Consider the following 25046-nt stretch of genomic DNA (forward strand, 5'->3'; position numbering starts at 1 on the left):
GGAACGCCCCTTGTATACAGGCTTTTCCATCTCCACGTGTTCGCTTTTCAATCGTCCCTCCCTTGCGGAGTGGTGCAAAGATAGAACTTTGGCACGATCCCCGCAAACAATCCCCGCTTATTTCCTACCAAAACACCGCAAGACACTGGGGATCTGTGGGATATTTTTCAAAAACCAAAAGCTTTACCTTTGCTCGGATAAGAATAACGAAAAGACCTAACCAATTATTGTCGTCTTTTCGGATTTTTTTGTGGGACAGAAAATAATGGCAAGCATAAAATCAATGTGAAAAACGCGCCATCATCAGGCAGCTTTAACTTTTCTCCAGCGCCACACACTCATAAAGGACGCTTGAGCGGCAACAGTCGAACAACAATCGCCGCAATCTCCGCTTGATTAGAAACAAAAGAAAGCATACTCCCGTCTTTTCAGCATGGCATAAAAAATGGAGCCTTTATTAGCTTATGCCATGATGGGAACTATTTTCTAAAAACCCAATACTTCTGCATGGTAAAATTAAAGCCCAGCGACACCACCAATTCCAAGATAAGCTTAGAATAAAAAGGGTTCAGGTAAAAATGATCGACCAAAAGATAGATGCCGGAAGATTTGAGTGTAATACTGCCTACTACGACCAGGATAAATTTCCATAACTGGTTGCCTAAAGGCACTGTTTTGCTTTCAAAAGCCCAATATCTGTTGAGAAGAAAATTGACGACAGCGCCTAACGAGCCGCTAACGATATTAGAGCCGTGGGCGGAAAAACCTAAAACCTGCAAGCAAAAAGTATAAATGGCAAAATCAGCAAGACCACCTAAGAAGGCTGACACTTGTGCTTTACCGAAAGAAAGTATAAAATCACGTTTCGGATAGTTATACTTCGGATTCATGGGCAGGTGTTTTTTCGTTCTTCTTCGCTTTTTCCTCCCAATCTTTCAAGTCACCGAGGTGAAGTAAATTTTTGGTATCCACGCAATTGATGACAAAGAGTATAGCACAAATACCTATAACGAGGTAGTTAATGCTGCCTGGAAAAACCACTTCTGCCAGTAGTACCGCACAGAGGACAACCCGAATCTCTGTAGGCCCCATAAGGCCTGCATCAATGGTATATTTATCGGTAATACGGTACCGGAGCTGCGAGATAATCATGGCCCAACCGTATAGGGAGACCAATGCGAAGCCTGAGTATTTAAAATCATCAGGGGCATAAAAAACGTACCCCAAACCGATCATCACGGTACTGATCCAATCCATCACGATATCTAAAGCGAAACCGTACCACTTGCGTGATTTATTTCTATAGAATGCAATGCGTCCGTCTAATGAATCGCCATACCATTGCACGAAAAACCCAACAATTCCCAATAGCAATAGCGGTCTTGCCACATATTCTGCCAAAAGGAAGCTTCCTAAAATCATTACGGAACCTACAAAACCTATCGCCGTCAAACCATCTGAAGACACCCATTTTGGAATACGAGGCACGAGGTAGGAAATAAATTTCTGCTCGGGGACACTCAGTACATTTGTTCTTTTTCGATCTTCAAAAAGTTTTTTATTAATCTCTTGACTCATGGGGATGGGGACTTTGTTTAAAACCACTTATTATCTTTGTACCAAAGTAAACTTTCTCGCAGTCCTTCGGCCAAATCGTATTTTGGTTGATAATGTAAAATATGCTTTGCTTTGGAGATATCACAGCTCCAATTTTGTGCGGTAAGCTCGCCTAGCCTTTCGGGATAGATCACCGGGGTTTTTGTTGAATTTCGAAATATCCATGCAGACAATTGGGCAGCACGTTTTACAAGTGCGTATGGCACATGCAGTCGAACCAGCTTTTTGGTAAACGTTTGTTTGAAAATTTCAGCCATCGCGTAGCGAGAATAGACATGACCATCGGTGATGTTGAAAGATGCTGAAACAGGCTGTGGAGCCGTACACGCATTCAACAAAACCTGAATAAGGTCTTTCACATATACGAATGATAGTTTCTGAGGTGCACGACCAATGTAAGCGTCAAGTCCTTTATTCATCGTATCAAAAAGGATAAACAAGTCTTTTTCCCGAGGGCCGTATACAGCGGTAGGTCTGATGATCGAGATTGGCTTATCCGTAAACTTCTGTTTGATCATTTCTTCGGCGGCTCGCTTACTGCGGCCATAAAGCGTCACAGGTCTGTAATCGGCATCGTCAGTTATATCCTCGTCATTATAGCCAACGGGACCTATCGCGGCCAAGCTGCTCACAAACACAAAGCGCTGTGGAGGGACGCTACATCCGAATGCGGCACCCAGCAAGCGTTCTGTAAGCGCGACGTTGGCAGCCATGATGTGCGATTCCGATTTTGCTTTTGTCATCGCGGCTGCATGAATAACGTAGTCGTAGCGTTCGGTTTCAAAAAAGCTGCTTAGTTTGTCAGGCGCTAAATCGATGTCATGAAATTTATATACGTAGGGTTTTATAGAAGAGATATCACTTGATTTTCTAACAGCAGCGTGCACTTCATACCCCTCTTTGCTAGCGAGCTCTACGAGGTGAGAGCCAACAAAACCACTTGCTCCTGTTACTAAAAGTTTCATTTTCATACGGCTTTATCGTACAGACGATAACGCTTATAAAGATCAGCGTTAATCTGTTCTATCGCATGGTTCATCATATAATTATGATCTAGCATCCACGAACATTCCGCGGCAACTATGCCAGATGGAATAGCGTTCTTTATAATTCGTCCGTACAAACAAGCTTCAATACCGAGCTTCCGATAATTCTCCAGCACACCCAACATTAACACGCGAACGGTCTTAATCTTTTTCAAACCAAAAAGCAGTTTAAAAATACCAAAAGGCAATAATCTTCCGCGTTTAATTTTAATTAAGACTTCATTGACATTGGGCACGCCTAGCGAAAAACCAACCAATTCTCCATTTTTCTCCGCCACGATACAATACTTTGGATCGACAATCATTTTCAGGTCTTTCGCGGTATGATGAAACTCTTCGTCCGTCATCGGAACGAAACCTAAGTTTTTGTCCCAAGCTTTGTTGTAAATTGCTTTTATCTTTTTTGCTTCGTTATCGAAATCTTTTAGATTGATTTGCCGTAGTGTAATGCCAGACCGCCTCAAGCGCTCTTCCAACCGATCCAACAGCATGACCGAACGCCGGCTAGCTGTTTCCGTCGTTACCAAATAAGCGCGTAAATCCACCTTATTGTTGAATCCTGCGTTTTTTATGAGGTCGATGTAATAGGGCGGGTTGTAGGGCATCATGGCCATCGGCGGCCGATCAAAACCATCAACAAGCAGGCCGCAAGTATCATTTGTTGTCAAATTAATTGGCCCAACAATGTTGTTTCCACCTCTTTCTTTTACCCAAGCTGTCGCCGTATTCAAAAGTTTATCAGCGACCTCTTGGTCGTTTACACTTTCAAAAAAGCCAAACTGGCCTTCGGAGACGTTGTTGAACGCATTATGATTTGCATTCCAAATGGCCAATATACGTCCTACAAGACGATCTTGCTTATAGGCCAGAAATGCTTGCGCAGATGAGTGCTTATAAAAAGGGTGCTTGGTAGGCGTCAGTAGATCCTGCTGCCCAAGAAACAGCTCTGGCACATAATTCGGATCATGTGCATAGAGATCATGCGGCAGATCAATAAAAGCAGCAAGTTGCTTTTTGGTTTCAACAGGAACAATCGTGACCATGTTACTCATTCATAAAAGATTCGACTTCCACCGTTTTGAAAACTTTGGCCATTTTGTCCACAGCTTCATCAATCTGATCGAATGTATGTGTTGCCATCAAGGAGAACCTGATCAACGATTCCTCGGCTGGAACTGCAGGTGCTACCACCGGGTTTACGAAAACACCGCTATCTTGAAGCATCTTCGTAACATAATATGTCTTATCGTTATTGCGTACAAAAATTGGAAGAATCGGACTTTCTGTAGACCCCAAATCGAATCCATTGTCCAACAACAACTTTTTAGCGTAGTTGGTGTTCGCCCACAAACGTTCGATATGCTCCGGCTCTGTCTGGATAATTTCTAATGCTTTTAACGTAGAAGCTACAGAAGCCGGTGTCATACTCGCGCTGAACATAAGCGAACGCGCACGGTGTTTTAAATACTCTATGGTTTGTGCATCTGCTGCGACGAAACCGCCTAAAGAGGCAAGAGACTTACTAAATGTCCCCATGATTAAGTCTACATTATCCGTAAGACCGAAGTGTGAGGACGTACCTGCACCTCTATCTCCGATGACACCTAAGCTGTGTGCATCATCACATAAAATTGCAGCATCATATTCTTCCGCAATAGCCACCATCGCCGGAAGATTTACGATATCACCTTCCATACTGAATATCCCATCCGTTGCTATCAACTTCAAGCTATCTTCTGGTAATCTTGCTATTTTTGCACGCAAATCTTCCATATCATTGTGTGCATACTTGATCACTTTGGAAAAGGACAATCGGCTTCCGTCTATTATGGATGCGTGATTACGCTCATCCAAAAGGATATAGTCATTGCGACCTGTCAGACAGGATAGCGGACCTAAATTCGATTGAAAACCCGTACTAAAAAGGATCGCAGCTTCTTTACCTACATAGCTAGCTAGTCGCTCTTCGAGTTCAACATGAATATCAAGCGTACCATTCAAAAACCGAGAGCCGGCGCAACCTGTGCCATACTTCGCGAGGGCTTGTTGTGCAGCTTCGATGATTCGAACATCTGTTGTTAGTCCTAAATACGAGTTTGAGCCGAACATCAACACGCGTTTCCCATCTATGATAACCTCGGTATCCTGTTTAGACTGAATGGGTCTAAAATAAGCATATAGATTATTAGACTTGATGGGCTCCAGTTCACTTTGTAGGAACTTCGATGTTCTTTCACTTAACTTTCCCTTGCTCATGCTGTAGGTATTCTATTTATTGTGATATAATTTCATTAATGAAAGCTGACTTAACTTTTGACTTTCACGTATTAATCGTCAAAAATATAATTATAAACAAAAATATACAATTTAAAATTTTTAATGATGCCAACTGTCCATAAGATTATCTGGATTAGCGATTAAAAATAAATATTGTATACATTCAGCCTAAAAAAAACCGCTGCAAACATACGAAACTCGATTGACTTAACCACATCTAAAAACCATATGAATATCATAAAATTAAATTATTGTTAAGAGATTAACAACAGTTTGCAATTAAAATTTCGACCGAAGCTTAATTTCACTATTTTTGCTGTTTGCAAGGATAAAATGGGCATATCAGGAAATATTAATATTAAAAACAAACGCGCTTCTTTTGAGTATCATTTATTGGATAGGTATACTGCGGGTATTCGCTTGCTGGGTACTGAAATCAAATCTATTCGGGAGGCCAAAGCCAATATCAACGATAGCTTTTGCAGTTTCCTTGACGATGGCTTGTATATCCGCAATATGCATATTGCAGAATATTCATTTGGTTCATTTTATAACCACGAGGCAAAGAGAGACCGGCAATTATTACTGACCAAACGCGAGCTAAAGAAGCTGAAGGAGAAAGGGGAAGAAAAGGGTTTCACCATTGTTCCGCTGCGAATTTTCATTAGTGAACGCGGATTTGCAAAAGTGGAGATTGCTTTAGCACAAGGAAAGAAAGATTTTGACAAGCGCGAAACGATCAAGGAAAGAGAAAGCAAACGGGAGCTTGATCGGGTGATGAAATATTAATGCTATGCTGCAATTATGGCTGCATGTATTGCCCCGGCGTTACCCCTTCCCGTTGTTTGAAAAGCCGGATAAAATAGTTGACATCAGAGAATCCAGCACCAAAACAGGCTTCTTTCACACTATTAACTTCCTTTAACAATTTCTTTGCGTATTGAATGCGCATGCGGATAACAAATTCCATAGGGCTTACGCCCAATTCGTTTCTGAAAAACCTAGACAGCGCACTTTTACTCATCCCAACCTTCGCCGATATTTTATCAACGGAAAGCTTCTCGGTGAGGTTTTCGAGAATATACTGCTTCACCCCGTAGAAAGCGGAATCATCCTGACCAACCGTAGTTTCCTCCAAAACGAGTAGACCCTGCATCTGCATAATACGAATCATAAGCTCCTTCAAGACAAGGTCGGCAATAGCCTCTTTATGCAAATCACCACTTAGGCTTACCTGAAAAAGTTTGTTCGTCAATCGCGCCAGCTCCTCGCTATTTGAAAAATGGAATTTATCCAGTTGGAAGCGCCAGTTGCTAGCTTTACCATCCTTTGGATAAAACTCATTGAGGTAGTTGACGACCTCCTTAATTTTCGCGCCATCAACGGTGATGGCGGTGCATTGTGTAGGCGCCTCCAGTCGAGCATCGGGAAAGTCAATCTGCATTTTGGTGTACGCAGGAAGCAAAAGGGTTTCGCCAGGAAAGTAATCAAATGATACCTTTTCCTGCAGATGCATTACCTTCTTTCCTTCGATCATATTGATGATCACCAAGTCATCGAATTCCAGTGGCACCAGCGCACTCGCTTCGTATGTTTCGAACACATTAAGTTCATAATGCGGCAATGTGTAGGCTCGACGGTTTTCTACCAAGGTTGTTAACTCCTCGCTACGGGACAAGGGAAGCATTTTTAACGAATGGTTTTTAGACATGTTACGACCTTTCACTGTTTACGGTTTACAATCAAATTTAGCGATTTCAAGACCATCTGCAAATCCATACTGTCTGTATAATGCTATTATTTGAGCAGATAATGCTACTGTTACAACATGGGGAAGGATATATTTGTTTTGCTAACAAAACCACTTTAAAAATTAAGTATCATGAGTGCAATTAAAAAACCAACGTTCAAAGAGCGTTATGACAATTACATCGGCGGGAAATTTGTAGCGCCCGCATTGGGAAAATATTTTGACAATATCTCGCCCTTAGATGGGAAAGTATTTACGCAAGTAGCCCATTCTACGAAAGAAGATATCGAACTGGCGGTTGACACAGCAAATAAAGCGTTTGCGAGTTTCCGGGAGACATCCGCAACGGAACGCAGCATCATGCTCAACAAAATTGCAGACCGCATCGAGGAAAATTTGGAATACATCGCTGCTGTGGAAACGATAGACAATGGCAAAGCAGTACGCGAGACCCTAAATGCAGACATTCCACTGGCTATTGATCACTTCAGGTATTTTGCCAGTGTCATTCGTGCTGAAGAGGGTTCCATAAATGAGTTAGACAAAGATACCGTTTCTATCATCGTCAACGAGCCGTTGGGGGTGGTTGCACAGATTATCCCGTGGAACTTCCCGATATTAATGGCCGTATGGAAATTAGCGCCAGCGCTAGCTGCTGGAAACTGCGTAGTGCTAAAACCTGCGGAAAGTACCCCCACATCCATTATGGTGTTGATGGAAATTATCGGCGATCTTATACCGGAGGGCGTTGTTAATATTGTGAATGGTTTCGGATCCGAGCTGGGCAGAACGCTGGTGACCAATCCAAAAGTTGCGAAGGCCGCCTTTACGGGCTCTACAGCTACCGGTAGGATGGTCATGCAATATGCTACGGAAAATATTATTCCCGTGACTTTGGAACTGGGCGGTAAATCTCCCAACATATTTTTCAGCTCCGTTATGGACCATGACGATGCCTTTTTGGATAAAGCTATCGAGGGTGCTGTTCTTTTCGCGCTCAACCAAGGTGAAATTTGTACCTGCCCATCGCGGCTGCTGATTCAAGAAGACATCTACGATCGTTTTATTGCAAAAGTAATAGACCGTGTTAACCAAATCCAAGTCGGTGACCCATTAGACCCAAATACCATGATGGGTGCACAAGCCTCCAAAATTCAAAAAGATAAGATTATGTCTTACATCAAATTAGGAAAGGAAGAGGGTGCTGAAGTTTTGACAGGGGGCGATGAGAACATTATCGGCGAGGGTTTTGAAGAGGGGTATTATATCAAGCCTACCCTATTTAAAGGAAACAATAAAATGCGCATCTTTCAAGAAGAAATATTTGGACCGGTGCTTGCCGTCACGACGTTTAAAGATGAGCAAGAGGCAATAAAAATCGCTAATGACACGATCTATGGACTTGGCGCCGGGGTGTGGACAAGAGATGCACATCAGCTGTATCAGGTGCCGCGTGCCATTCAAGCAGGACGAGTGTGGGTGAATCAATACCACTCCTACCCGGCTGGAGCACCATTCGGTGGCTACAAGCAGTCCGGTATTGGTAGAGAAAATCACAAGATGATGTTGGATCATTATCGTCAAACAAAAAATATGTTGATCTCATACAACAAAGAGAAACTCGGATTTTTCTAAAGAACATAAACATAAACGGTGCAAATGGGGTTATGAGAGTAATCCCATTTGTATTAATGAAAGACAGCTATGGCAATACGTAGATTAGATGTAACAGATAAGGCCAAAGAACTTATAAAAGAATTGGTCGAGAAACATGGCGATTTAATGTTTTACCAAGCCGGCGGATGCTGTGAAGGTACACAGCCGCAGTGCTTTGAAATGGGAGGATACTATCCACGCATGAACGATGCGCTGATCGGCTATGCGGAAGGCTTCCCGTTTTGGGTGGATCGTGACCTTTTTGAATACTGGAAGCACGCTCATTTTACATTGGATGTACTCGATGGCTTTGGCCCAGGGGGCTTTTCTTTGGAGACACCTTTAGGGAAAACCTTTAAGGTGCATTACCGCTTATTCAGCGAGGACGAACTTGCTGATCTCGAACCTGTATCGCGAAGCGAATAAAGACTATTTACGAAAAACAATTATATGGCAATACTATTTAACGAATTTTCTCTTCCACGGATTACCCTCCCCAACAGACTTGTGGTATCTCCCATGTGCCAATATTCCGGGCACGATGGTTTTGCTAACGATTGGCACTTGGTGCACCTGGGCCAGTTTGCGATCGGTAAGGCCGGTGCCGTGATACAAGAGGCCACGGCTGTTGTTCCGGAGGGTCGGATTTCCTTTTGGGATCTGGGCATCTGGAAAGATGACCACATCGAAAAATATCGGCAGATCACAGCCTTTATCAAGGCCCAAGGCAGCATTCCGGGTATACAACTGGCGCATGCCGGACGCAAGGGCAGTGACAATAAACCTTGGCAGGGTCGCGCACAATTTGCGCCAGACAGCGAATATGGCTGGCAAACGGTCGCGCCATCGGCAATTCCATTTCACGAGAAAGACCACACACCGATAGCACTCACGATAACCGAGATTCGCGACCTTGTCGTACGCTTTCGTGAAGCAGCAGAGCGTGCCGTAAAAGCCGGCTATGACATTATTGAGATTCATGCTGCGCACGGCTATCTTATCCACCAATTTTTATCGCCATTGGTTAACCAACGAACAGATGCATATGGCGGAAGTTTTGAAAACAGGATTCGCTTCTTGCTGGAGATCGTCGAGGTGGTTGCAGAAGTGACTACCGACCAATCGCTATGGGTCAGGATTTCGGCTAGCGATTGGGCTGATGGCGGCTGGGATGTAGCACAGAGTGTCGCCCTTACCAACATATTAAAAGAAAAAGGTGTAGAGGTTATCGACGTCTCATCCGGTGGTGCAGTGCGCCATCAGCAAATTGATGTGGGCCCCAATTACCAAGTAGGGTTCGCGCAAACGATCAAAGAGGGTACTGGTCTCACTACGGCTGCGGTGGGCATCATCACTTCCGGGGCTCAGGCCGAAGAGATCTTGCAAAAGCAACACGCTGATTTGATACTGGTAGCACGCGCCTTTCTGGACGATCCACATTTGGCCTATCATGCGGCGCAAGAGCTGGATGTAAACCTAGCTTGGGCCGATCAATATGCTCGCGCAAAAGAAACAATAAAGAGGGGTTAACTCCCCTCTTTATGCTATGCTTCGATATCCAAACCTTCTAGTACGGGGATGGGCTTCTTATCATCATCTAAAGCGACGAAAGTGAACATCCCTTGAATGGCTAATTCCCGTCCTTCTTCATACATCTTTTCCAGGTAGATCTCCACTTTTACCTTAAGGCTGGTGCGGCCTACACTCGCCACCTTCGCCACGGCTTCGATGATACTGCCCGATGGTATCGCTTTTTCGAAGTCAATGCGATCCGTTGAGACAGTGACTAGGCGCTTGCGACAAAACCGCGTTCCGGCCATAAAAGATACTTCATCCATGATGGCCATAGCTTTTCCTCCGAAAAGGGTATCGTGATGGTTGGTCAAAAATGGGAAAACAGTCGTGCACACACGTGTTTCAGCAAGCTGTATCCGTTCCTCTAGTGTCATTCTTTATCGGTTTTAGGTAATTTCTTTTGTTTTTTCGACATCGATTCCGATGCCTTTCAACAGCATCGATGCATTAAAAATTGTACATCGCCCGTTTTTCAGTTTGTAATCGAATAGCATCTCTCCTCCTACTACCTGAATGTCAAAGTGATAATTTTGCACTTTTCCAGGATGCTCCTCTTCGAGGCTAGCCAATTGTAAATCGTGCGTTGCGACCATCCCACGCCCTTCCATCTGCATCAACTTCTGAATGATGGCGCGGGATCCTAAATATTTATCCACGGAATTTGTACCGCGCAACATCTCGTCAATAAGAAAAAAGCTCTGCTTATCTGTTTCGACAGTTTGGAGGATAAAACGCATTCGATTTAGTTCTGCTTTAAAGGTAGAGGTGCTTTCGTTAAGCGAATCTTTGATCCGCATGTAAGAAATTAGATGGTAAATAGGCAAGCGAAAGGAGCTAGCACAACAGACCGCTCCGGCATAAGCCAATACCGCATTAATTCCTACCGTGCGCAGAAACGTACTTTTCCCGGCCATGTTGGATCCCGTAATCAAGGCAATGTGATGCCCTTGATTTGTGTAATTATTCAGCACAGATGTGTTCACCGGAATTAATGGATGCGCTATACCTGTTGTGCTCAAGGACGCGTCCGGCTGATTATCTAGAATCTGTGGAAGCGTCCATTCCGGATGGTTTCGCTTCAAAACCGCCAACGAATTCAACGCTTCAAATTCCGCAATCACATCAAAAGCGACCAAAATATTGGCTTCGTATTGACTTTTCCAATGGACGATTTTCATGACATACTTAAAATCCCACAGGAAAAACATATTCAGCAGACTTCCAACCAGCATGTTATTGCGGGCATCCAAATTATTGATAAGACGCGATAGTTGTTTAAAAGCGGTGGAAAGCTGCGTATCATTCATGCGCAACTGATTTTGTAAGCGCTTTGTAAGTGCTGTCTGGAATTGTTTTCCTTCAACGAGTGCAAGCCCATCGGCATAGGCGGCTAAAACATGTCCGACCTTATCAATTTTACTGGAAAACAGGCTTACTTTGCCCGCCATACCCAGTGTCCACAGCAAATGGATGAGTGCGAGGCCACCCACGTAAGGCCACAAGGGATACACAAATACCGAGAGCGCAACAAGCACCACCATGATAAAGGGGACGATGGTGACATAAATCTTTAAAAGCGGTGTACCAAAGGACAGCCCCGAATCTTCAAAGTATCGAGCCAGAAATGATTTAACCTCGGTTTTTTGCGTCAGATTAAAAACAAGCCTGGATTGAAAATGTTGACTCCAGTCCAAGTCTGCTTCCAATTCGGCCACAGCCTGCTGACGTTCTTCAATAGCTGGTTTGCTGCCAGCGGCCGTCAGCCAAGTGGCCAACGTTGACTTACCGAGTGCTGTTGCTGCTCTATTGAGCATAGCGAACAAAGAAAACGGGCCGAAGATATCCAGGTCAGCCGTGTACGGATGCTCATTGTTTTCAAATGTCTGGCCATTATCGTATACGCCCTGCCGGGTATTTTTTAGCTGGATTTCGTTTTCATTAATCTTCAAAAAAGACATCATATCGTCCCGCTTCCGCTCCAGCTTGGCTTGCCTACCAATGAGAAAAGCAAAGAGCAAGATAATCCCGATTGTTAACAACAGTACCAAGAGAATACTGTTCAGTTGAAAACTATAAAACAGCAGTGCTCCACCGCCGAGGATAACAAATAGGCGGGCAAAGCTATTTTGATTGATGTGTTTGTTTACTTGTTGAATCTCTTCACCAGTCTTTTGAATATGCTCCTGGTATTGCTGATATATCATGCGATAAAAATAGGAAAAGCTCGGCAGTACCGAGCTTTTATATGTAAATTAATTATCGTCCTCACCACGCTTGATCGCCCACCAATGGCACAAAGCGAAAGGTATCAAGTTCAATTCGTTCAAAATCATTCTCGCCAACACGCAGGATCGTGACCATCTTCTGCGATTTCTCGTCGCCCACGGGTATGACCAGAAGTCCTCCATACCGGAGTTGCTTCAACATCAGCTCCGGAACAAATGGCGCTCCCGCAGTCACAATAATTTTATCGTAAGGGGCATGCTCTGGAATACCTTTCGAACCATCGCCCAGAAAAAAGTGGGGTTGATACCCCATGTAAGGTAATACCTGAATGGTTCGCTGGTAAAGACTTTCTTGACGCTCAATGGTGAAAACCTGCGCCCCCAGTTCCAACAAAATACAGGTTTGATAGCCCGATCCTGTTCCGATTTCTAACACCTTGTCGCCTTTGCTAACATGGAGTAATTCTGATTGATAGGCTACGGTATAGGGCTGCGATATCGTTTGCCCATCGCCTATGGGAAAGGCGATGTCACGGTATGCCTGATTCCAAAATGTTTCATCAAAGAAAAAATGGCGAGGCACTTTACCGATGGCCTGTAAGACACGCTTATCCGCTATCCCCCGTTTTTCCAAGTTGTTCACAAGCTGCTTTCGCGCGCCTTTTTCCCGGTAATTATCTACAAACTTATACGCCATTAGACCTCAAAAATACCATTGTTAAGGCACATTCGAGACATTAAATTGCAAAATGTTTAAGGTCAACGTGCTATAAGCCGCAGGGTTTCCTTACCTTCGTAGCGAAGTAGTTTTTCCGGCGATTAACGCTAAAACTGTTTCAATGAAGGCTTAACATGCTTCGTATCCGTTGGCTTGGCCTGCTAGCTTTACACCGATAAGAAAACATTCATATGACTAGAAAATCCTTATTTATTGTCTTTATAACACTGTTTTTTCATCTCTTCGGCCATGCGCAGCAGGCTACGGTACGAGATACAGTTTTGCGCATTTTAGCCATAGGCAATAGCTTTTCTGAAGATGGTATTGAGAATTATCTTCATGAGCTGGCCGCCGCTGCCGACAAGAACATCATTATTGGGAACTTGTACATTGGCGGTGCGCCGCTTTCCTTGCATGTGCAACATGTGCGTAACGATGCGAAAAGTTATAGCTATCGCAAGATCTCCCTAGATGGCACAAAGAAGACAACAGCCGATGTTAGTATAGCCGAGGCGCTTCACGACGAACAGTGGGACTACATCAGTTTCCAACAAGCGAGCCCCCTATCCGGAAAATATGAAAACATAGTAGCGAGTTTGCCCGAGTTGGTCGCTTATGTCCGCAATAAGGTTGGCCCTCGGCCAAATTTTGTTTATCATCAAACCTGGGCGTACCAGAACGATGCGCAGCATGATGGCTTTAAAAACTACAATAGCGATCAGCGGCTGATGTATCGTGCGATTGCAAACACCTCGAAAAAGGTGAAAAAACTTGGGTATTTCAGAGAAATTGTTCCAGCGGGCACCGCGATTCAAAACGCGCGTAGCAGCTCCATCGGTGACCATTATACGCGCGACGGCTATCACTTAGAGCTGGGCTATGGCCGCTTCACTGCCGCCTGCACCTGGTTTGAAAAGCTTTTCCACGAGGATGTGCGCAACAACAGCTACAAGCCAGCGTCAATAACCGATCTACAGGCTACCATAGCAAAAAAAGCGGCACATGCCGCTGTAAAAAAACCTTACAAAGTATCTAAAATAAAGCTCTAGGAATTGTTCCTAGAGCTTATTGATAAGCTTATCGACAGTAGCTTCAAATGTTGCTAGCGCACTTTTCTCCTTATTGATGAAGTCGTTGTCTGCCAATTTACCCACAACTTCCTCCATTTCTTCATAAGAATTGTAAATCATCTGCTTAAACGGGTTTTGATAATCTTTTGCACGTGCGTGTTCAATTTCGGAACATATCCATCTTTTGGTTTCGAGCGCGTCCGTCAATAGATCGCGGAGGAACAGATCATCCCAATCCGACAACTCGCTTTCATGCACCTCGGCCAATGATGACACCGCGTGTTCAAAACGATCGCTTAGGTAATCCCTACTCCAAGCGTGATAATGGTCATGCACATCATGCCAGGAAGAAAGCCCGCCAGCACGCACATCATCTAAAAGCTGGTTCAACTTCGCGGCAGGAATGAGTTGCCCTCCGATGTTCTCAAATCTCTTTCTGTCTTGGTCAATGCCTTTTATAAGTGTCCAGAAAGAAGCGATGGAATCGCTCGTTTCCAGTGCAGCGATAATTTCTAATGATGCGTAATAGCGAATCATGCGCTTATAGACATGGTACGATTCGCGGGGTTTTGCCAACACAACTTTTCGCTTGGAGAATTCCACGTTATCGAGTAATACGGAGTTTCCGGCAAGCGGATCGTTGGCGTTGAGCATGCGGCGACCTAAAGCTGTCCAGTCTTCTTTCGACGTTCCTTCCGCTGCGCATGTCTTTCCTACCGCAGTCTCGATCTCGCGCAAAGCATCAAACATTTCATTGATTGTGTCCGGTGCCAAGACGTCGTACTCAATATATTGGTTTTTGAATTTGCGTTTATCTCGAGCTGCGAATTTCGAGGTATTACGCATCAGCGCATACATATTATACAAAAACCAGTAGCCGGGCAAAATGACCAACCGATTGGTATCGACTTCATTACTCACTAAGCAGAACGGGAATTTAATATCCAACTCATGCAAAAAATCTCCTTTGACAATCAAGGTATACGAAGCGAAGCGCGAATTGTGCTTTAGACTGACACATAAGCCTGGCCAAAAACCTCTTCCGGCGACGATCTCACCGTCGGCGGCGCGCGAATTATGGTTGGATCCCACCGTTGCGCCAGCGGCCATATTGCTTTGGCCTTTGACAACTGCTGCACAAAGGAAAGAATTGTTATGGTGCTGTTCGTGCGCAGGGAAAATCAATGAATTCAATACTTCACAACACGAAATCGTTGAGTTATCGCCAAGAAAAGAGTTGATTAAACGAGCGCCATATTTTAATTGCGAATTGGATGACAGAATGAACCGGACAGCTTTGACACCATAAAAAATACGACAACCATAACCGATAACGCCGTTGACGAGTTCGCAGCCCTCTCCGATCTGTGTATAGGATTCCGAAGACGAGTTAATCGTTAGGTTTTTCAGTTTGTTAACCCCTTTGATATAGGCATGCCCACCAATCTTGACATCTTTTATGGTATGGGTATTTTTGATGACGGAGCGTTCGCCAATCTCGCTGTAGTAGCCATGCTCGACACAAAATTGTGCTTCTGCCATCTCCTGAAAACGGCGTTGTAGTTTATGATCATCGCGGTAGCGTGACCACAGAAACACGTCGCCAGCCTGCATCCCATCAAAGGGCAATACAGACCTTCCCCCATTTTCATTACACAGCTCTAACCGTATTCTTCGTTCTTCTACATCGCCCCGTTTCAGTATACCGTTTCCAAACTTCGCCGAGCTGCTGGTTTCCATTTCACTGATATTGGCCAGCATCACATCGTTACCGATAATAAAATGTGACATATACCGAACGTTGTGCACCGCGACCGTAGTGCCGAAGTCGCAGCTGATGATGGTCGAATTGTAAATACCACACGGTAGGCGCAGGTCCCGGAAATCGAGATACACATCATCCATATCACCGATGCGTACCATACCATAAAACTTGCTGTTTTGTATCTGTTCTGGTAAAAATCGATCGGTAACCCAGATATCCTTCCAGTTGCTGGCAAAATTATCATTGCGCAGCAGGACTTTTATCTCATCCTCACGCAGCGGTCTAAACGTAGCTGTCGATTGAAACTGTTGGTTTCGGTAAACGTATTCGTCGCCGTTTTGCAGGTAGGCTTCTGGCACGAAACCATACCCTAAATCAGTGAGTTTCTTTTTTAAAATTTTCGACATATGCGCTATTCAACGGTTACCGATTTGGCGAGGTTTCGCGGTTTATCGACATCCAGCCCGCGGTTAATTCCGATGTAATATGATAACAATTGGAGCGGTACTACGGACAAGATAGGTGCAATGATTTCATGTATCTGCGGTACAACCATTACATCATCGGCCAAGCCGGCTACCACGTTGTCCCCTTGCGAAACAACAGCAATTACTTGTCCTTTTCGCGCTTTGATTTCTTGTATATTGCTCACTATTTTCTCGTGATAGCTATCTTTGGTAGCCACAAAAACGACAGGAAGATTTTCATCAACCAGTGCGATAGGCCCGTGCTTCATTTCAGCCGCAGGATATCCTTCGGCATGTATGTACGATACCTCTTTTAACTTCAAAGCTCCTTCCAAGGCGATAGGAAAATTGAATCCTCTGCCTAAATACAAAAAGTCATTCGCATCCGCATATTTACGGGCGATTTCTTGAATGGCAGCATCTTGCTCTTCCAATATATCCTGAACATATTGTGGAACCTTGGCCAAATCCCCCAACAATTTGTTAAACAAGGTCTGATCGATCGTCTGTTTCTCGTACGCCACTTTCAATGCGATGAGGTACAATAAAGCCAACTGCGCCGTAAACGCTTTTGTGCTGGCGACTCCAATTTCTGGTCCCGCATGCGTATAGGCTCCTGCATCAGACATCCTAGCGATAGACGATCCAACCACATTGACCAATCCAAAAATCGTTGCTCCTTGTTTTTTTGCATTTTCAATGGCGACCAATGTATCCGCCGTTTCTCCACTTTGAGATACGGCAATGATCACGTCCTTGTCCGTGATGATCGGGTTTCTATACCGGAACTCCGAGGCGTACTCTACTTCAACGTTTATGCGGCAAAGCTCTTCGATGACATACTCGGCAAGCAGCCCGGCATGCCAGCTTGTACCACAAGCAACGATAATGACGCGGTTTGCATGGATAAGCTTCTCCTTGATCTTGTCCACTCCGCTCAATGTGATGTGCTGATGCTCCGCATCCAGACGCCCGCGGAGCGAATCGAAAATGGTTTGTGGCTGTTCAAATATTTCTTTAAGCATAAAATGGTCATAACCGCCTTTTTCTATCGCAGCCAGTTCGATATCCAACTTTTGCACAAAAGGGGTAATTCGCTCATTACCTAAGTTTTTCAAGATCAATTCATCGGGTCTTACGATCGCCAGTTCATAATCGTTGATATACACCACTTCTTTGGTATAAGCGAGCATGGGCGAGGCATCAGAGCCTAGGTAATGGGCATTGTTCCCAATACCAATGACCAACGGGCTACCTTTCCTTGCAGCGATTATTGTGTCCGGCAGATCTTTATCAATCAATAAAATGACATAGGCCCCAACGACGCGCTTCAACGCTACACGAACGGCTTCTTCGAGCGAGCAATCATTATTAATCTTGATATCTTCGATAAAGTTCAACAACACTTCCGAATCCGTATCACTGGCGAAGGTATACCCTTTCTGCTGCAGTTCGCTTTTGAGCTGCGCATAGTTTTCAATAATGCCGTTATGGATCATGGCAATATTACCCGAGTTGGAATAGTGTGGGTGTGCATTTCTGTCTGAAGGCACCCCGTGCGTGGCCCAGCGCGTGTGGCCAATTCCCACGGTCGCCTGAATATTTTTTCCATAAACAAAGTCTTCCAGCGCAGCGACCTTGCCCTCTTTTTTATACACCTCCAGGGCGTTTCCTGTATGAAGCGCTACGCCGGCGCTGTCATAGCCACGATATTCTAATTTTTTTAATCCGTCAATAAGGATCGGATAGGCTAAGTTGCTACCTACGTAGCCAACAATTCCACACATAAATAATTGCGTTTAATTTTTTTACAAAGGCTAAATATAGGACAAATTACGTACCGCAATCGATTGATTAGCCGTATTTATTGAAAAACATTTAGCAATCTGCGTCGTTCTAACAACAAAAACGTTTTACTATGCGCGCAATTTGGACAGGGGCAATTGGCTTCGGCCTGGTGAATATACCGATTAAGATATTTAGCGCGATCCAGACTAGCCAGCTGGATCTAGATATGTTAGACAGAAAGGACCTGTCCAACATCCGTTTTAAACGGGTAAATGACAAATCGGGTAAGGAAGTGCCCTGGGACAACATTGTGAAGGGTTACTTTTTGAAAGATAAGTATGTCGTGTTGGAGGAGGCGGATTTTGAGGATGCCCTGCCCGAGAAAAACAAGATGATCAATCTACAGACTTTTGTCAAAGAAAGAGATATCGACAGTATCTATTTTGATACGCCGTACTATCTGGAACCGCAAAAAGGTGGCGAAAAGGCATATTCGCTGCTGTATAAATCGCTGGAAAAAACCGGGCATGTGGGTCTGAGCACATTTGTCATGCGCACCACAGAAAACCTGGCAATCGTCCGTCCGCGCGACGGTATGTTGCTGCTCAACAAATTACGATTTGAAGAAGAAATTCGTGATACCGGAGATTTGAATGTGCCCAACAGCCGTATTTCAAAAGGAGAGATGGATATGGCTGTAAAACTGATTAAACAAAACAGCTCGGACTTTGACATATCCGGCTATCGCAATGAATATAGCAAAGAACTTTTGAAAATTATCAAGAAGAAAGCGCAGGGAAAACGCGCAACGATTCGCAAGATCAATGTGGACAAAGAAAATACCAAGGCATCAGAGCTCTTGGCCAAACTAAAAGCGAGTTTAGGCTAGCGCTAGCACGACAGGTCATACAACGAAGTCGCGGGATGTGCGTGCGCTATCCTGTTAAAAAGAGGCAATCGCTTTTTTAAGGTTTGCCTTCTCTTGAAAAATGTCTTTCCAGGGATCAGGCTTTGAAGCCATTCGCTCGAGCACGGTCTGCATGGTGAATTGCTGAATGGTCAATTCATCGTTGACCTCCGACCATTCCAACGGAGTAGAGACCGTTGCGCCGGGTTTAGGCCTTACGGAGTATGGCGCTACCACCGTTTGCGCGCGTTTATTCTGCATATAATCCAGGTATATTTTATTCTTTCGCTTCGTGGGCGACCGTTCTAGGCTTGTGGTCTGTGGATGCTGCTCATGCACAAGTTCGGCAACCATCTGCACGAAATCTCGTGCCACGTCAAAATCATACTGCCCGGCAACATGAATGTAAATATGTAGACCCGTGGAACCTGAAGTTTTTACAAAATTTTTCACGCCCGCTTCTTCCAAAATATCGTGGGCTGTATTCGCTACAGCGACGACCTCGGCAAAATCTGCTCCGTTTGGATCGAGATCCAGTACTGCGAACGTCGGGTTCGTCTTTTTTCGATAACTGGCAAGCCAGGGATTAATTTCTATAGACCCCATATTGGCAATCCAAAGCAACGTGGGCAGGTCGTTACAAAGTAGGTAATTGACAACGTTTCCTGTAGATTCCGATTCCAGCTCCACGGTTTTTAGCCAGCTCGGTCCTGTACCCTTATCGACATCTTTTTGAAAAAAGCTGGATGCCTCTACGCCATTGGGAAAGCGATTCATAGAGATAGGCTTATCCTTCAAATAAGGCAAGATGAAATCGCCCATTTGCTCGTAGTAATCCAGCAGGTCACCTTTCGTTATCTGCTCCGCTGGCCAATATATTTTTTTTTGATTGGAAAGCTTCAACTTTTTGCGTCCAAAGGTAAGCTCTCTTTCATTCTGGATATCTTTTATCGGAATAACGCGCTTGATGTCTGCCAAGGCCTTGTCGTCGCGAAGTGCCTTGAACACAGGGTGGCGGAGATGGCCGTCAGCGGTCCATTCACTATATACTATTTCAGCGATCAGTTTAGGTTTTACCCAGGCCACACTTTTCTCGTTAGCCACCGCAACATCCTTTGAAAATGGCTTTTTCTCAACAATATCGTTATCCAGCTCATGTTTCATCTCGCGTAACACATCGTCGGGGAAGCCGGTACCTACATTACCAATATAGACCAAACCTTGCTCACCTTGCACCGCGAGAACCAATGCGCCAAAACCTACTCGGCTTCCGCTTGGCTTGGTAAAACCTACGATAATAGCCTCTTGCGATTGTTGCAGCTTGAGTTTCCGCCATAAGGCTGATCGCTTGCCAGATACGTAGCGACTATCGGCCTGTTTGGCAATAACACCTTCCCAATTCTTCTTATGGGCACGCTGCATGGCGTGTTCCAGATCTTCTTTTAATTCGGGCACCATCAACACGTTGGCCAACGAAAGCTTCGAAAATAACCGGCGCAATAAATCCTTACGGTCTGACAAGGGAAAATCCCGAAGATCATTCCCATCTAACATGAGTATATCGAAAATATAGTACCGCAATTTAAATTTCGCAGGTAGCGGTTCGCCATGTTGCAGGAGCTGGAAATTGGACTGGCCTTTTGGATCCTCCGCTACGACTTCGCCGTCTAGGATGACTGATTTTCCTAGCTGTTGGAGCGCCTGGACTATGGACGGGAATTTGCTATTAAAATTGATGCCGTTGCGGGAGGTTAGCTTCACGGTCTTGTCCGTTACTTGGGCAATAGTCCGGAAGCCATCCAATTTTTGCTCGAAGATCCATTCCTCGTCCTCATTAACATTTTCGGAAAGTACAGCAAGCATCGGTTCGAATATCGCTCCGCGGGCTTCCTTATCATTCGTTTCTGCGCTTTTTTTATCCGTGGCAGCAGGCTTATCGGCAGACCTCTTTCCGCCGCGTCCCGAACCTCCATGTTGCGATTTTCGGAATAACTTACCCTGCTCTTTGATCGCTGCCGGTATTTCGTCTTCCGCATTGTATCCATCGGCCATCGCATATTTATCCTGATGTTTAATAAGGAGCCAAGCATTATCCTCTTGTGGATTTTTTATACGCACAAGCGCGAACTCGCCTTTTAACTTTTTACCCTGCAGCACAATCTTAATACTTCCCTTTTCAAGTGCCTCCAAGAGTTCTTGCTCCCCCTCGCCTCTTTCTAGCGCGGTGTAGTACCCTTCGTCGAATATAGAAACGGTCCCAAAGCCGTAGTTACCCTTTGGAATCTCGCCTTCAAACGTGCGATAGCTTAGGGGATGGTCTTCCACCATAACGGCCAAACGCTTGTCTTTAGGATCTAGCGAAGGGCCTTTGGGCACGGCCCAGCTCTTAAGCACACCCTCCATTTCCAGACGAAAGTCGTAATGCAAGCGGGAGGCATGGTGCCGCTGCACGACAAAGCGCAGCTTCTTCCCTTTGCCGGAGAGGGCACCCTTCGGCTCCTTTGTTTTTTCAAAGTTTCGTTTTTGATTGTATTTCTCCAGCGCTGCCATACGCTATGAACAGCCGACGATAGTATTTGTTTTTAGTTGTGCATCGGGCAGAAACGACGCTAAAGAGCTGCATTAACGGATTTGTCCGCTCTCGCGAAAATCCTTCAAAATAGCATCGATAATGATGTTCGAGACCGACTTACGGATAAATAAACGATTGAGTGCCTTAAACCAGAAATTTCCAATGGTGGCATTTAAAACCGCTTCCAATCGTTGCTTAATCTTTTGTTTGTAGCGCTTGTTAAAATCGGCTTCGGCAATTACCGGAAAGTCCATAAAATCTAACTGGGCGTCTGCTCCGAACTTTTCGTGATCCATCTCGTTGGTTCGTGCTTTAATCACCCGCAGGTCAGGTATGATTGGAAAGAGATTTCGGCTTTGCACATCAAATTGCTTTTCATTAAATGCGAATCTCACCTTGGCCAAATCGTGCGGTTCGCGCCCCAGCCTGCTTGCCACTTCGCCTTCTGGCAGCGCAAAATAGTATCGTAAAAACGCTTGACAATTCAACCTTCCCAAATGATAATCGTGTAATCGGAACGATTTATCCATAAAGCCTCCAAAGCCACTGAAGGGGGCTGAGGCTAGCTGCTTTTTCACGGGAGTCATCACCTTGCCCACTTTAAGTTTACGAACGGGTTGAATCAGAAACTTGGTGTGGTCGCGCCCTTCGATGGCATCCAATATCCCATCTTGGTTGAACATCGCCTGATTGCGCAGCGCCTTAAACATCCCTTTCGCTACCGTAATAATATCCGGGCGCGGGTTTTCGTCTTCCACATCGTGATCACTATTGGGGAAAGGATCAATCATCACGACGGCGTATCGATCGCTTAAATTGGCTGGGTTTTTCTCCCTAAGCACTTTTAGACCTACTGCAAAGGGTTCATTGTTGATCAGACCACCGTCGATTGAATTGAATTTATATACCGAGCTTTCTTTAATCAGCGGTCGGATGCCTTTTTGCTGCCCGAAAAGATAGTTTGGATAACGGCTTATAAATTCTTGCGATATGGCTACTTCACGCGATTTCAAACCTATTGGAAACGCCGCTGTACTGAGCGTAGCTTCCTTTAGGTAATTCATATCTCTTGGATTACGGAGATTGAGGACATAGTACAGCTCATTCCCGGGAGGAATCCCTTCGGGCAAATCTTTATGCGCTAATTTGTATCGAAAAAAACCCGCGTGGCTTGTGATCATAGGGCCGGTTTTTCCGTAGCCTCCAAAATCCAGCTGAAAATTGATGCCGCGTAAGTTTGTGGTGGTTAATACGAGATCGAGATCTGGTGAAATATAGGATGGGTATTCTTGCAGCTGATTAAGTTGCAACATATTGTTTGCTATGGCATCAATAGGATCTGCATTCAAAAGCGCTTCAGGCTTTTCCCCCTTTTTAAGCTTCTTAAGGTCGTCTTTCGCCAGCATCTTCTCGAAAGTATCCGACTGATCGTCATCTGCCATTTCAACCCAACTTTGATAAAATCGGTTCATTTTGCCCTGCGGGTTATCCTTATTGACAGGCCGATAATCTTTGTCAACCAAATTGAGCATCGTCAGCGCGCCCGTTATCCCACCGGCTGACGCCCCACTGATCACGTCAATTTCTACCTCGTGCATCGGGATGGAATGGTCATAATCTGCATGTGTAACCCCACGTGCTATGTTTTTCTGTTTTGCCTTTTCCCACAGATCCAAGGTTTCCAAAAGGTAGTCCATAACACCGGCAGTGAAAGCGCCAGCAGAGACGGCTCCCGCCATCGTCAGACAGATTTTAAACTTTTGTTTTTCTTCCATGCGAGATGATGTTTAATAAAGACGGTCGTTTGATGAGCAGTTATCAATAATAGTAAAACAAAAGATATTCGTCAAGCGGAAAGGTATTATTTCTCAAAAAATAATGAAAAATTAACGGCATATTTTCATCCAGAAATGTAGTCTAGAGCTGCCGATACTAGGTTTAGATAGGGCATTGATGCACACGTATAACCCTATTACTCATTACTTCTTTTAGAGAAGCGGCCATTTACACAATCGAAATGACCACTTACTCAAAAGAAAAACAATTTACCGGTTACCAGTCTTTTGTATATCGATGCGTGGTGTCAAAAACCAACTCGTCATCAAATAAAATAGAAGCTATATTTTGCAAGGCGGGCATTTGGCGGCTGGAGAAGTTTGCCCGATTTGGATCAAAGGCAAATATCAGGTGTGCGCCATATCCGCCAGACCTAAGATTTTGTAGCGCTGCCGTGGTTGGATATCTGTTCAGGGCATATTCACCAGATGACATCCCCCAACCTGACCGAGGCAGGCCTGGGTATCTAGTGCTTAAATCAAACGATGCTAAGTAATCATGCAGTGCATAATCGATGTACGCGCCGGCTTGCGCCTGTGGTATTGCATTTGCACCTCCGAAGTCTCCGGTCAAACTATAAACATACACCATGACAAGCTTTTCGGGCATCGCCATTTTTGTCTCGTAACATAAGCGTGCTGCAGCCCGATAGGAAGGTGTGACAAAACCCGGGGGCGGTGGATTTTCGTACCTAGAGTACTCGTCATCGAAGAAAACCCCATCCAGATCATATGTTGCGCAAACATTCCGAATTTCACTGGCAAAGTCACGCGCTGTTTGCTCATCCAGATTGGCCACACCTGCACGATCGTGATTGCCAAGAATACTAAGGATGACCTTCATGCCCCTATCCTTCAGCGGCTTTAAATATTTATCCTTATTTTCCAACAGGTGCGTAACGTTATCATTGTGTGTAACACGCACTTTCCCAGTTTGCTGATCGTAATTAATATTGGAAGAAAATAAAATGACCATGTCAACTAACGGCTTGCCGCTATTTTTTAAGGTCAAGCTCAAGTTGTTAAGGGGGTTCGTGTCATTTACTTCCATACAACTGACGATCTTAATCCCGGTAGATTTCTCCGCAGAAGCCACCGGTAGCTGATCTTGGTTGGATGTGATAAGCGCCTCTTCCGCGGGTGCCACGTCGAGTACCTCTTGCTTGCAGGATAAAAACAATAAGGCCGATAGACCTAAAACGAGGTTTCTAAATTTTGCAGTTTTTTGCATGATTAAATAGCTCATAGTCTTGACTTTTAATTTCTTAAAACGCATTCCCGTGTTTCAGCCACGACAATAGATGGCGTCACGTATTTTCACGAGAAAATTAATTTTCATCAGCATAGACTGAAGACATGTGCCGGCTTGCTACCTATGTCAGCTTATCATAGTCGCTACAAAACCTGTAAACCAGTAAAAACAAATTACCAAACCTAAATCCCAACTATCATCCGCTTGAAACATTACTCTCGAAAGCATATACAAATTACTACGCGACAAACGTACGCTCCCAAACCTTTCTAGCAGCCCAAAATGGCCAATATCAGCAAATATTTATCCCACAACAGATGTTCGCCATTAGCAAACCCTCCTTCATTAATCAATCATCATAAAGCGATTTAAATATAACAAAATAATTACATTAAATAGCATAAAAAGAGTATTTATTCTATCTAAATGAAATATTCAAAACACATAAACATATTCGACGCTCAATCTACTTACATTTATTACCTCCAGAAGCGCTAATGTAGCCGCAATATTTCCAATGATCATT

At 44.5% G+C, this 25046-nt stretch carries 21 protein-coding genes; 7 read left to right on the forward strand and 14 right to left on the reverse strand.

What is annotated here, in order from left to right; genetic code table 11:
- Positions 1–220: hypothetical protein (locus tag B0I21_RS20330; RefSeq protein ID WP_208292382.1), on the forward strand; the 220-nt coding region annotated here is incomplete at its 5' end.
- Positions 221–479: 259 nt separating this feature from the next.
- Here the strand turns inward: B0I21_RS20330 and B0I21_RS17325 are convergent.
- The 5 genes from B0I21_RS17325 to spt are packed head-to-tail and all read right to left on the reverse strand — an operon-like array spanning position 480 to position 4919.
- Positions 480–890 (reverse strand): GtrA family protein, encoded by a 411-nt coding sequence (locus tag B0I21_RS17325; RefSeq protein ID WP_133641756.1) that lies wholly within the window; start codon positions 888–890, stop codon positions 480–482.
- Entirely contained in the window at positions 874–1578 is a 705-nt protein-coding gene (locus B0I21_RS17330) for a CDP-alcohol phosphatidyltransferase family protein (RefSeq protein WP_133641757.1), read from the reverse strand. The genes B0I21_RS17325 and B0I21_RS17330 overlap by 17 nt, the downstream gene beginning before the upstream one ends.
- Before the next feature lie 17 nt (positions 1579–1595).
- On the reverse strand, positions 1596–2582 hold the full coding sequence (locus B0I21_RS17335; protein ID WP_243836211.1) for an NAD-dependent epimerase/dehydratase family protein: 987 nt from the start codon (positions 2580–2582) through the stop codon (positions 1596–1598).
- Positions 2583–2584: 2 nt separating this feature from the next.
- A complete protein-coding gene (locus tag B0I21_RS17340) occupies positions 2585–3715 on the reverse strand; it encodes a hypothetical protein (RefSeq protein ID WP_317130193.1) in 1131 nt (376 codons plus the stop codon).
- Positions 3708–4919, reverse strand: coding sequence for a serine palmitoyltransferase (gene spt, locus B0I21_RS17345; RefSeq protein WP_133641759.1), 1212 nt, complete (start codon positions 4917–4919; stop codon positions 3708–3710). Before spt ends, B0I21_RS17340 begins: the two co-directional genes overlap by 8 nt.
- 354 nt (positions 4920–5273) lie before the next feature.
- On the opposite strand from spt, the gene smpB reads away from it, so the two are divergent.
- A complete protein-coding gene (gene smpB / locus B0I21_RS17350; protein WP_133641760.1) occupies positions 5274–5729 on the forward strand; it encodes an SsrA-binding protein SmpB in 456 nt (151 codons plus the stop codon).
- A 13-nt stretch (positions 5730–5742) separates the two neighbouring features.
- Here the strand turns inward: smpB and B0I21_RS17355 are convergent, their stop codons facing one another.
- Entirely contained in the window at positions 5743–6651 is a 909-nt protein-coding gene (locus B0I21_RS17355; RefSeq protein WP_243836213.1) for a helix-turn-helix domain-containing protein, read from the reverse strand.
- Between the two features lie 171 nt (positions 6652–6822).
- On the opposite strand from B0I21_RS17355, the gene B0I21_RS17360 reads away from it, so the two are divergent.
- From B0I21_RS17360 to B0I21_RS17370, 3 genes are all read left to right on the forward strand, one after another.
- Positions 6823–8325: an aldehyde dehydrogenase family protein gene (locus tag B0I21_RS17360; protein ID WP_133641761.1), complete on the forward strand. Its 1503-nt coding sequence runs from the start codon at positions 6823–6825 to the stop codon at positions 8323–8325.
- Between the two features lie 69 nt (positions 8326–8394).
- Positions 8395–8772, forward strand: coding sequence for a DUF779 domain-containing protein (locus B0I21_RS17365; protein ID WP_133641762.1), 378 nt, complete (start codon positions 8395–8397; stop codon positions 8770–8772).
- Between the two features lie 24 nt (positions 8773–8796).
- Entirely contained in the window at positions 8797–9876 is a 1080-nt protein-coding gene (locus B0I21_RS17370) for an NADH:flavin oxidoreductase/NADH oxidase (RefSeq protein ID WP_133641763.1), read from the forward strand.
- 14 nt (positions 9877–9890) lie between these two features.
- Here B0I21_RS17370 and B0I21_RS17375 read toward each other — a convergent pair whose 3' ends face one another.
- From B0I21_RS17375 to B0I21_RS17385, 3 genes are all read right to left on the reverse strand, one after another.
- Positions 9891–10295, reverse strand: a complete 405-nt coding sequence (locus tag B0I21_RS17375; protein ID WP_133641764.1) for an acyl-CoA thioesterase — start codon at positions 10293–10295, stop codon at positions 9891–9893.
- 12 nt (positions 10296–10307) lie between these two features.
- Positions 10308–12125 carry a MutS-related protein gene (locus B0I21_RS17380; RefSeq protein WP_133641765.1) on the reverse strand — a complete coding sequence of 606 codons (1818 nt, stop codon included), beginning with the start codon at positions 12123–12125 and terminating at the stop codon, positions 10308–10310.
- Between the two features lie 61 nt (positions 12126–12186).
- Entirely contained in the window at positions 12187–12843 is a 657-nt protein-coding gene (locus tag B0I21_RS17385; RefSeq protein ID WP_133641766.1) for a protein-L-isoaspartate(D-aspartate) O-methyltransferase, read from the reverse strand.
- A gap of 212 nt (positions 12844–13055) precedes the next feature.
- On the opposite strand from B0I21_RS17385, the gene B0I21_RS17390 reads away from it, so the two are divergent.
- Positions 13056–13913 carry a DUF4886 domain-containing protein gene (locus tag B0I21_RS17390; RefSeq protein ID WP_133641767.1) on the forward strand — a complete coding sequence of 286 codons (858 nt, stop codon included), beginning with the start codon at positions 13056–13058 and terminating at the stop codon, positions 13911–13913.
- A gap of 9 nt (positions 13914–13922) precedes the next feature.
- Here the strand turns inward: B0I21_RS17390 and B0I21_RS17395 are convergent, their stop codons facing one another.
- Both B0I21_RS17395 and glmS read right to left on the reverse strand, forming a co-directional pair.
- The gene (locus B0I21_RS17395) at positions 13923–16106 is read right to left on the reverse strand and encodes a DUF4954 family protein (protein WP_133641768.1); all 2184 of its coding nucleotides are present in this window, start codon (positions 16104–16106) and stop codon (positions 13923–13925) included.
- Positions 16107–16111: 5 nt separating this feature from the next.
- The gene (gene glmS / locus B0I21_RS17400) at positions 16112–17953 is read right to left on the reverse strand and encodes a glutamine--fructose-6-phosphate transaminase (isomerizing) (protein WP_133641769.1); all 1842 of its coding nucleotides are present in this window, start codon (positions 17951–17953) and stop codon (positions 16112–16114) included.
- Positions 17954–18084: 131 nt separating this feature from the next.
- On the opposite strand from glmS, the gene ku reads away from it, so the two are divergent.
- Positions 18085–18843, forward strand: coding sequence for a non-homologous end joining protein Ku (gene ku, locus B0I21_RS17405; protein ID WP_133641770.1), 759 nt, complete (start codon positions 18085–18087; stop codon positions 18841–18843).
- 54 nt (positions 18844–18897) lie between these two features.
- On the opposite strand, the gene ligD is transcribed toward ku, so the two are convergent.
- From ligD to B0I21_RS17420, 3 genes are all read right to left on the reverse strand, one after another.
- Positions 18898–21411: a DNA ligase D gene (gene ligD / locus B0I21_RS17410; RefSeq protein ID WP_133641771.1), complete on the reverse strand. Its 2514-nt coding sequence runs from the start codon at positions 21409–21411 to the stop codon at positions 18898–18900.
- A gap of 72 nt (positions 21412–21483) precedes the next feature.
- Positions 21484–23208, reverse strand: a complete 1725-nt coding sequence (locus B0I21_RS17415; protein WP_133641772.1) for a patatin-like phospholipase domain-containing protein — start codon at positions 23206–23208, stop codon at positions 21484–21486.
- Positions 23209–23485: 277 nt separating this feature from the next.
- Positions 23486–24514: a glycoside hydrolase family 18 protein gene (locus B0I21_RS17420; protein ID WP_133641773.1), complete on the reverse strand. Its 1029-nt coding sequence runs from the start codon at positions 24512–24514 to the stop codon at positions 23486–23488.
- Between the last annotated feature and the right edge of the window lie 532 nt (positions 24515–25046).

The sequence above is a fragment of the Sphingobacterium paludis genome, assembly GCF_004364125.1.
In the GTDB taxonomy this organism is placed as follows: Bacteria; Bacteroidota; Bacteroidia; order Sphingobacteriales; family Sphingobacteriaceae; genus Sphingobacterium; species Sphingobacterium paludis.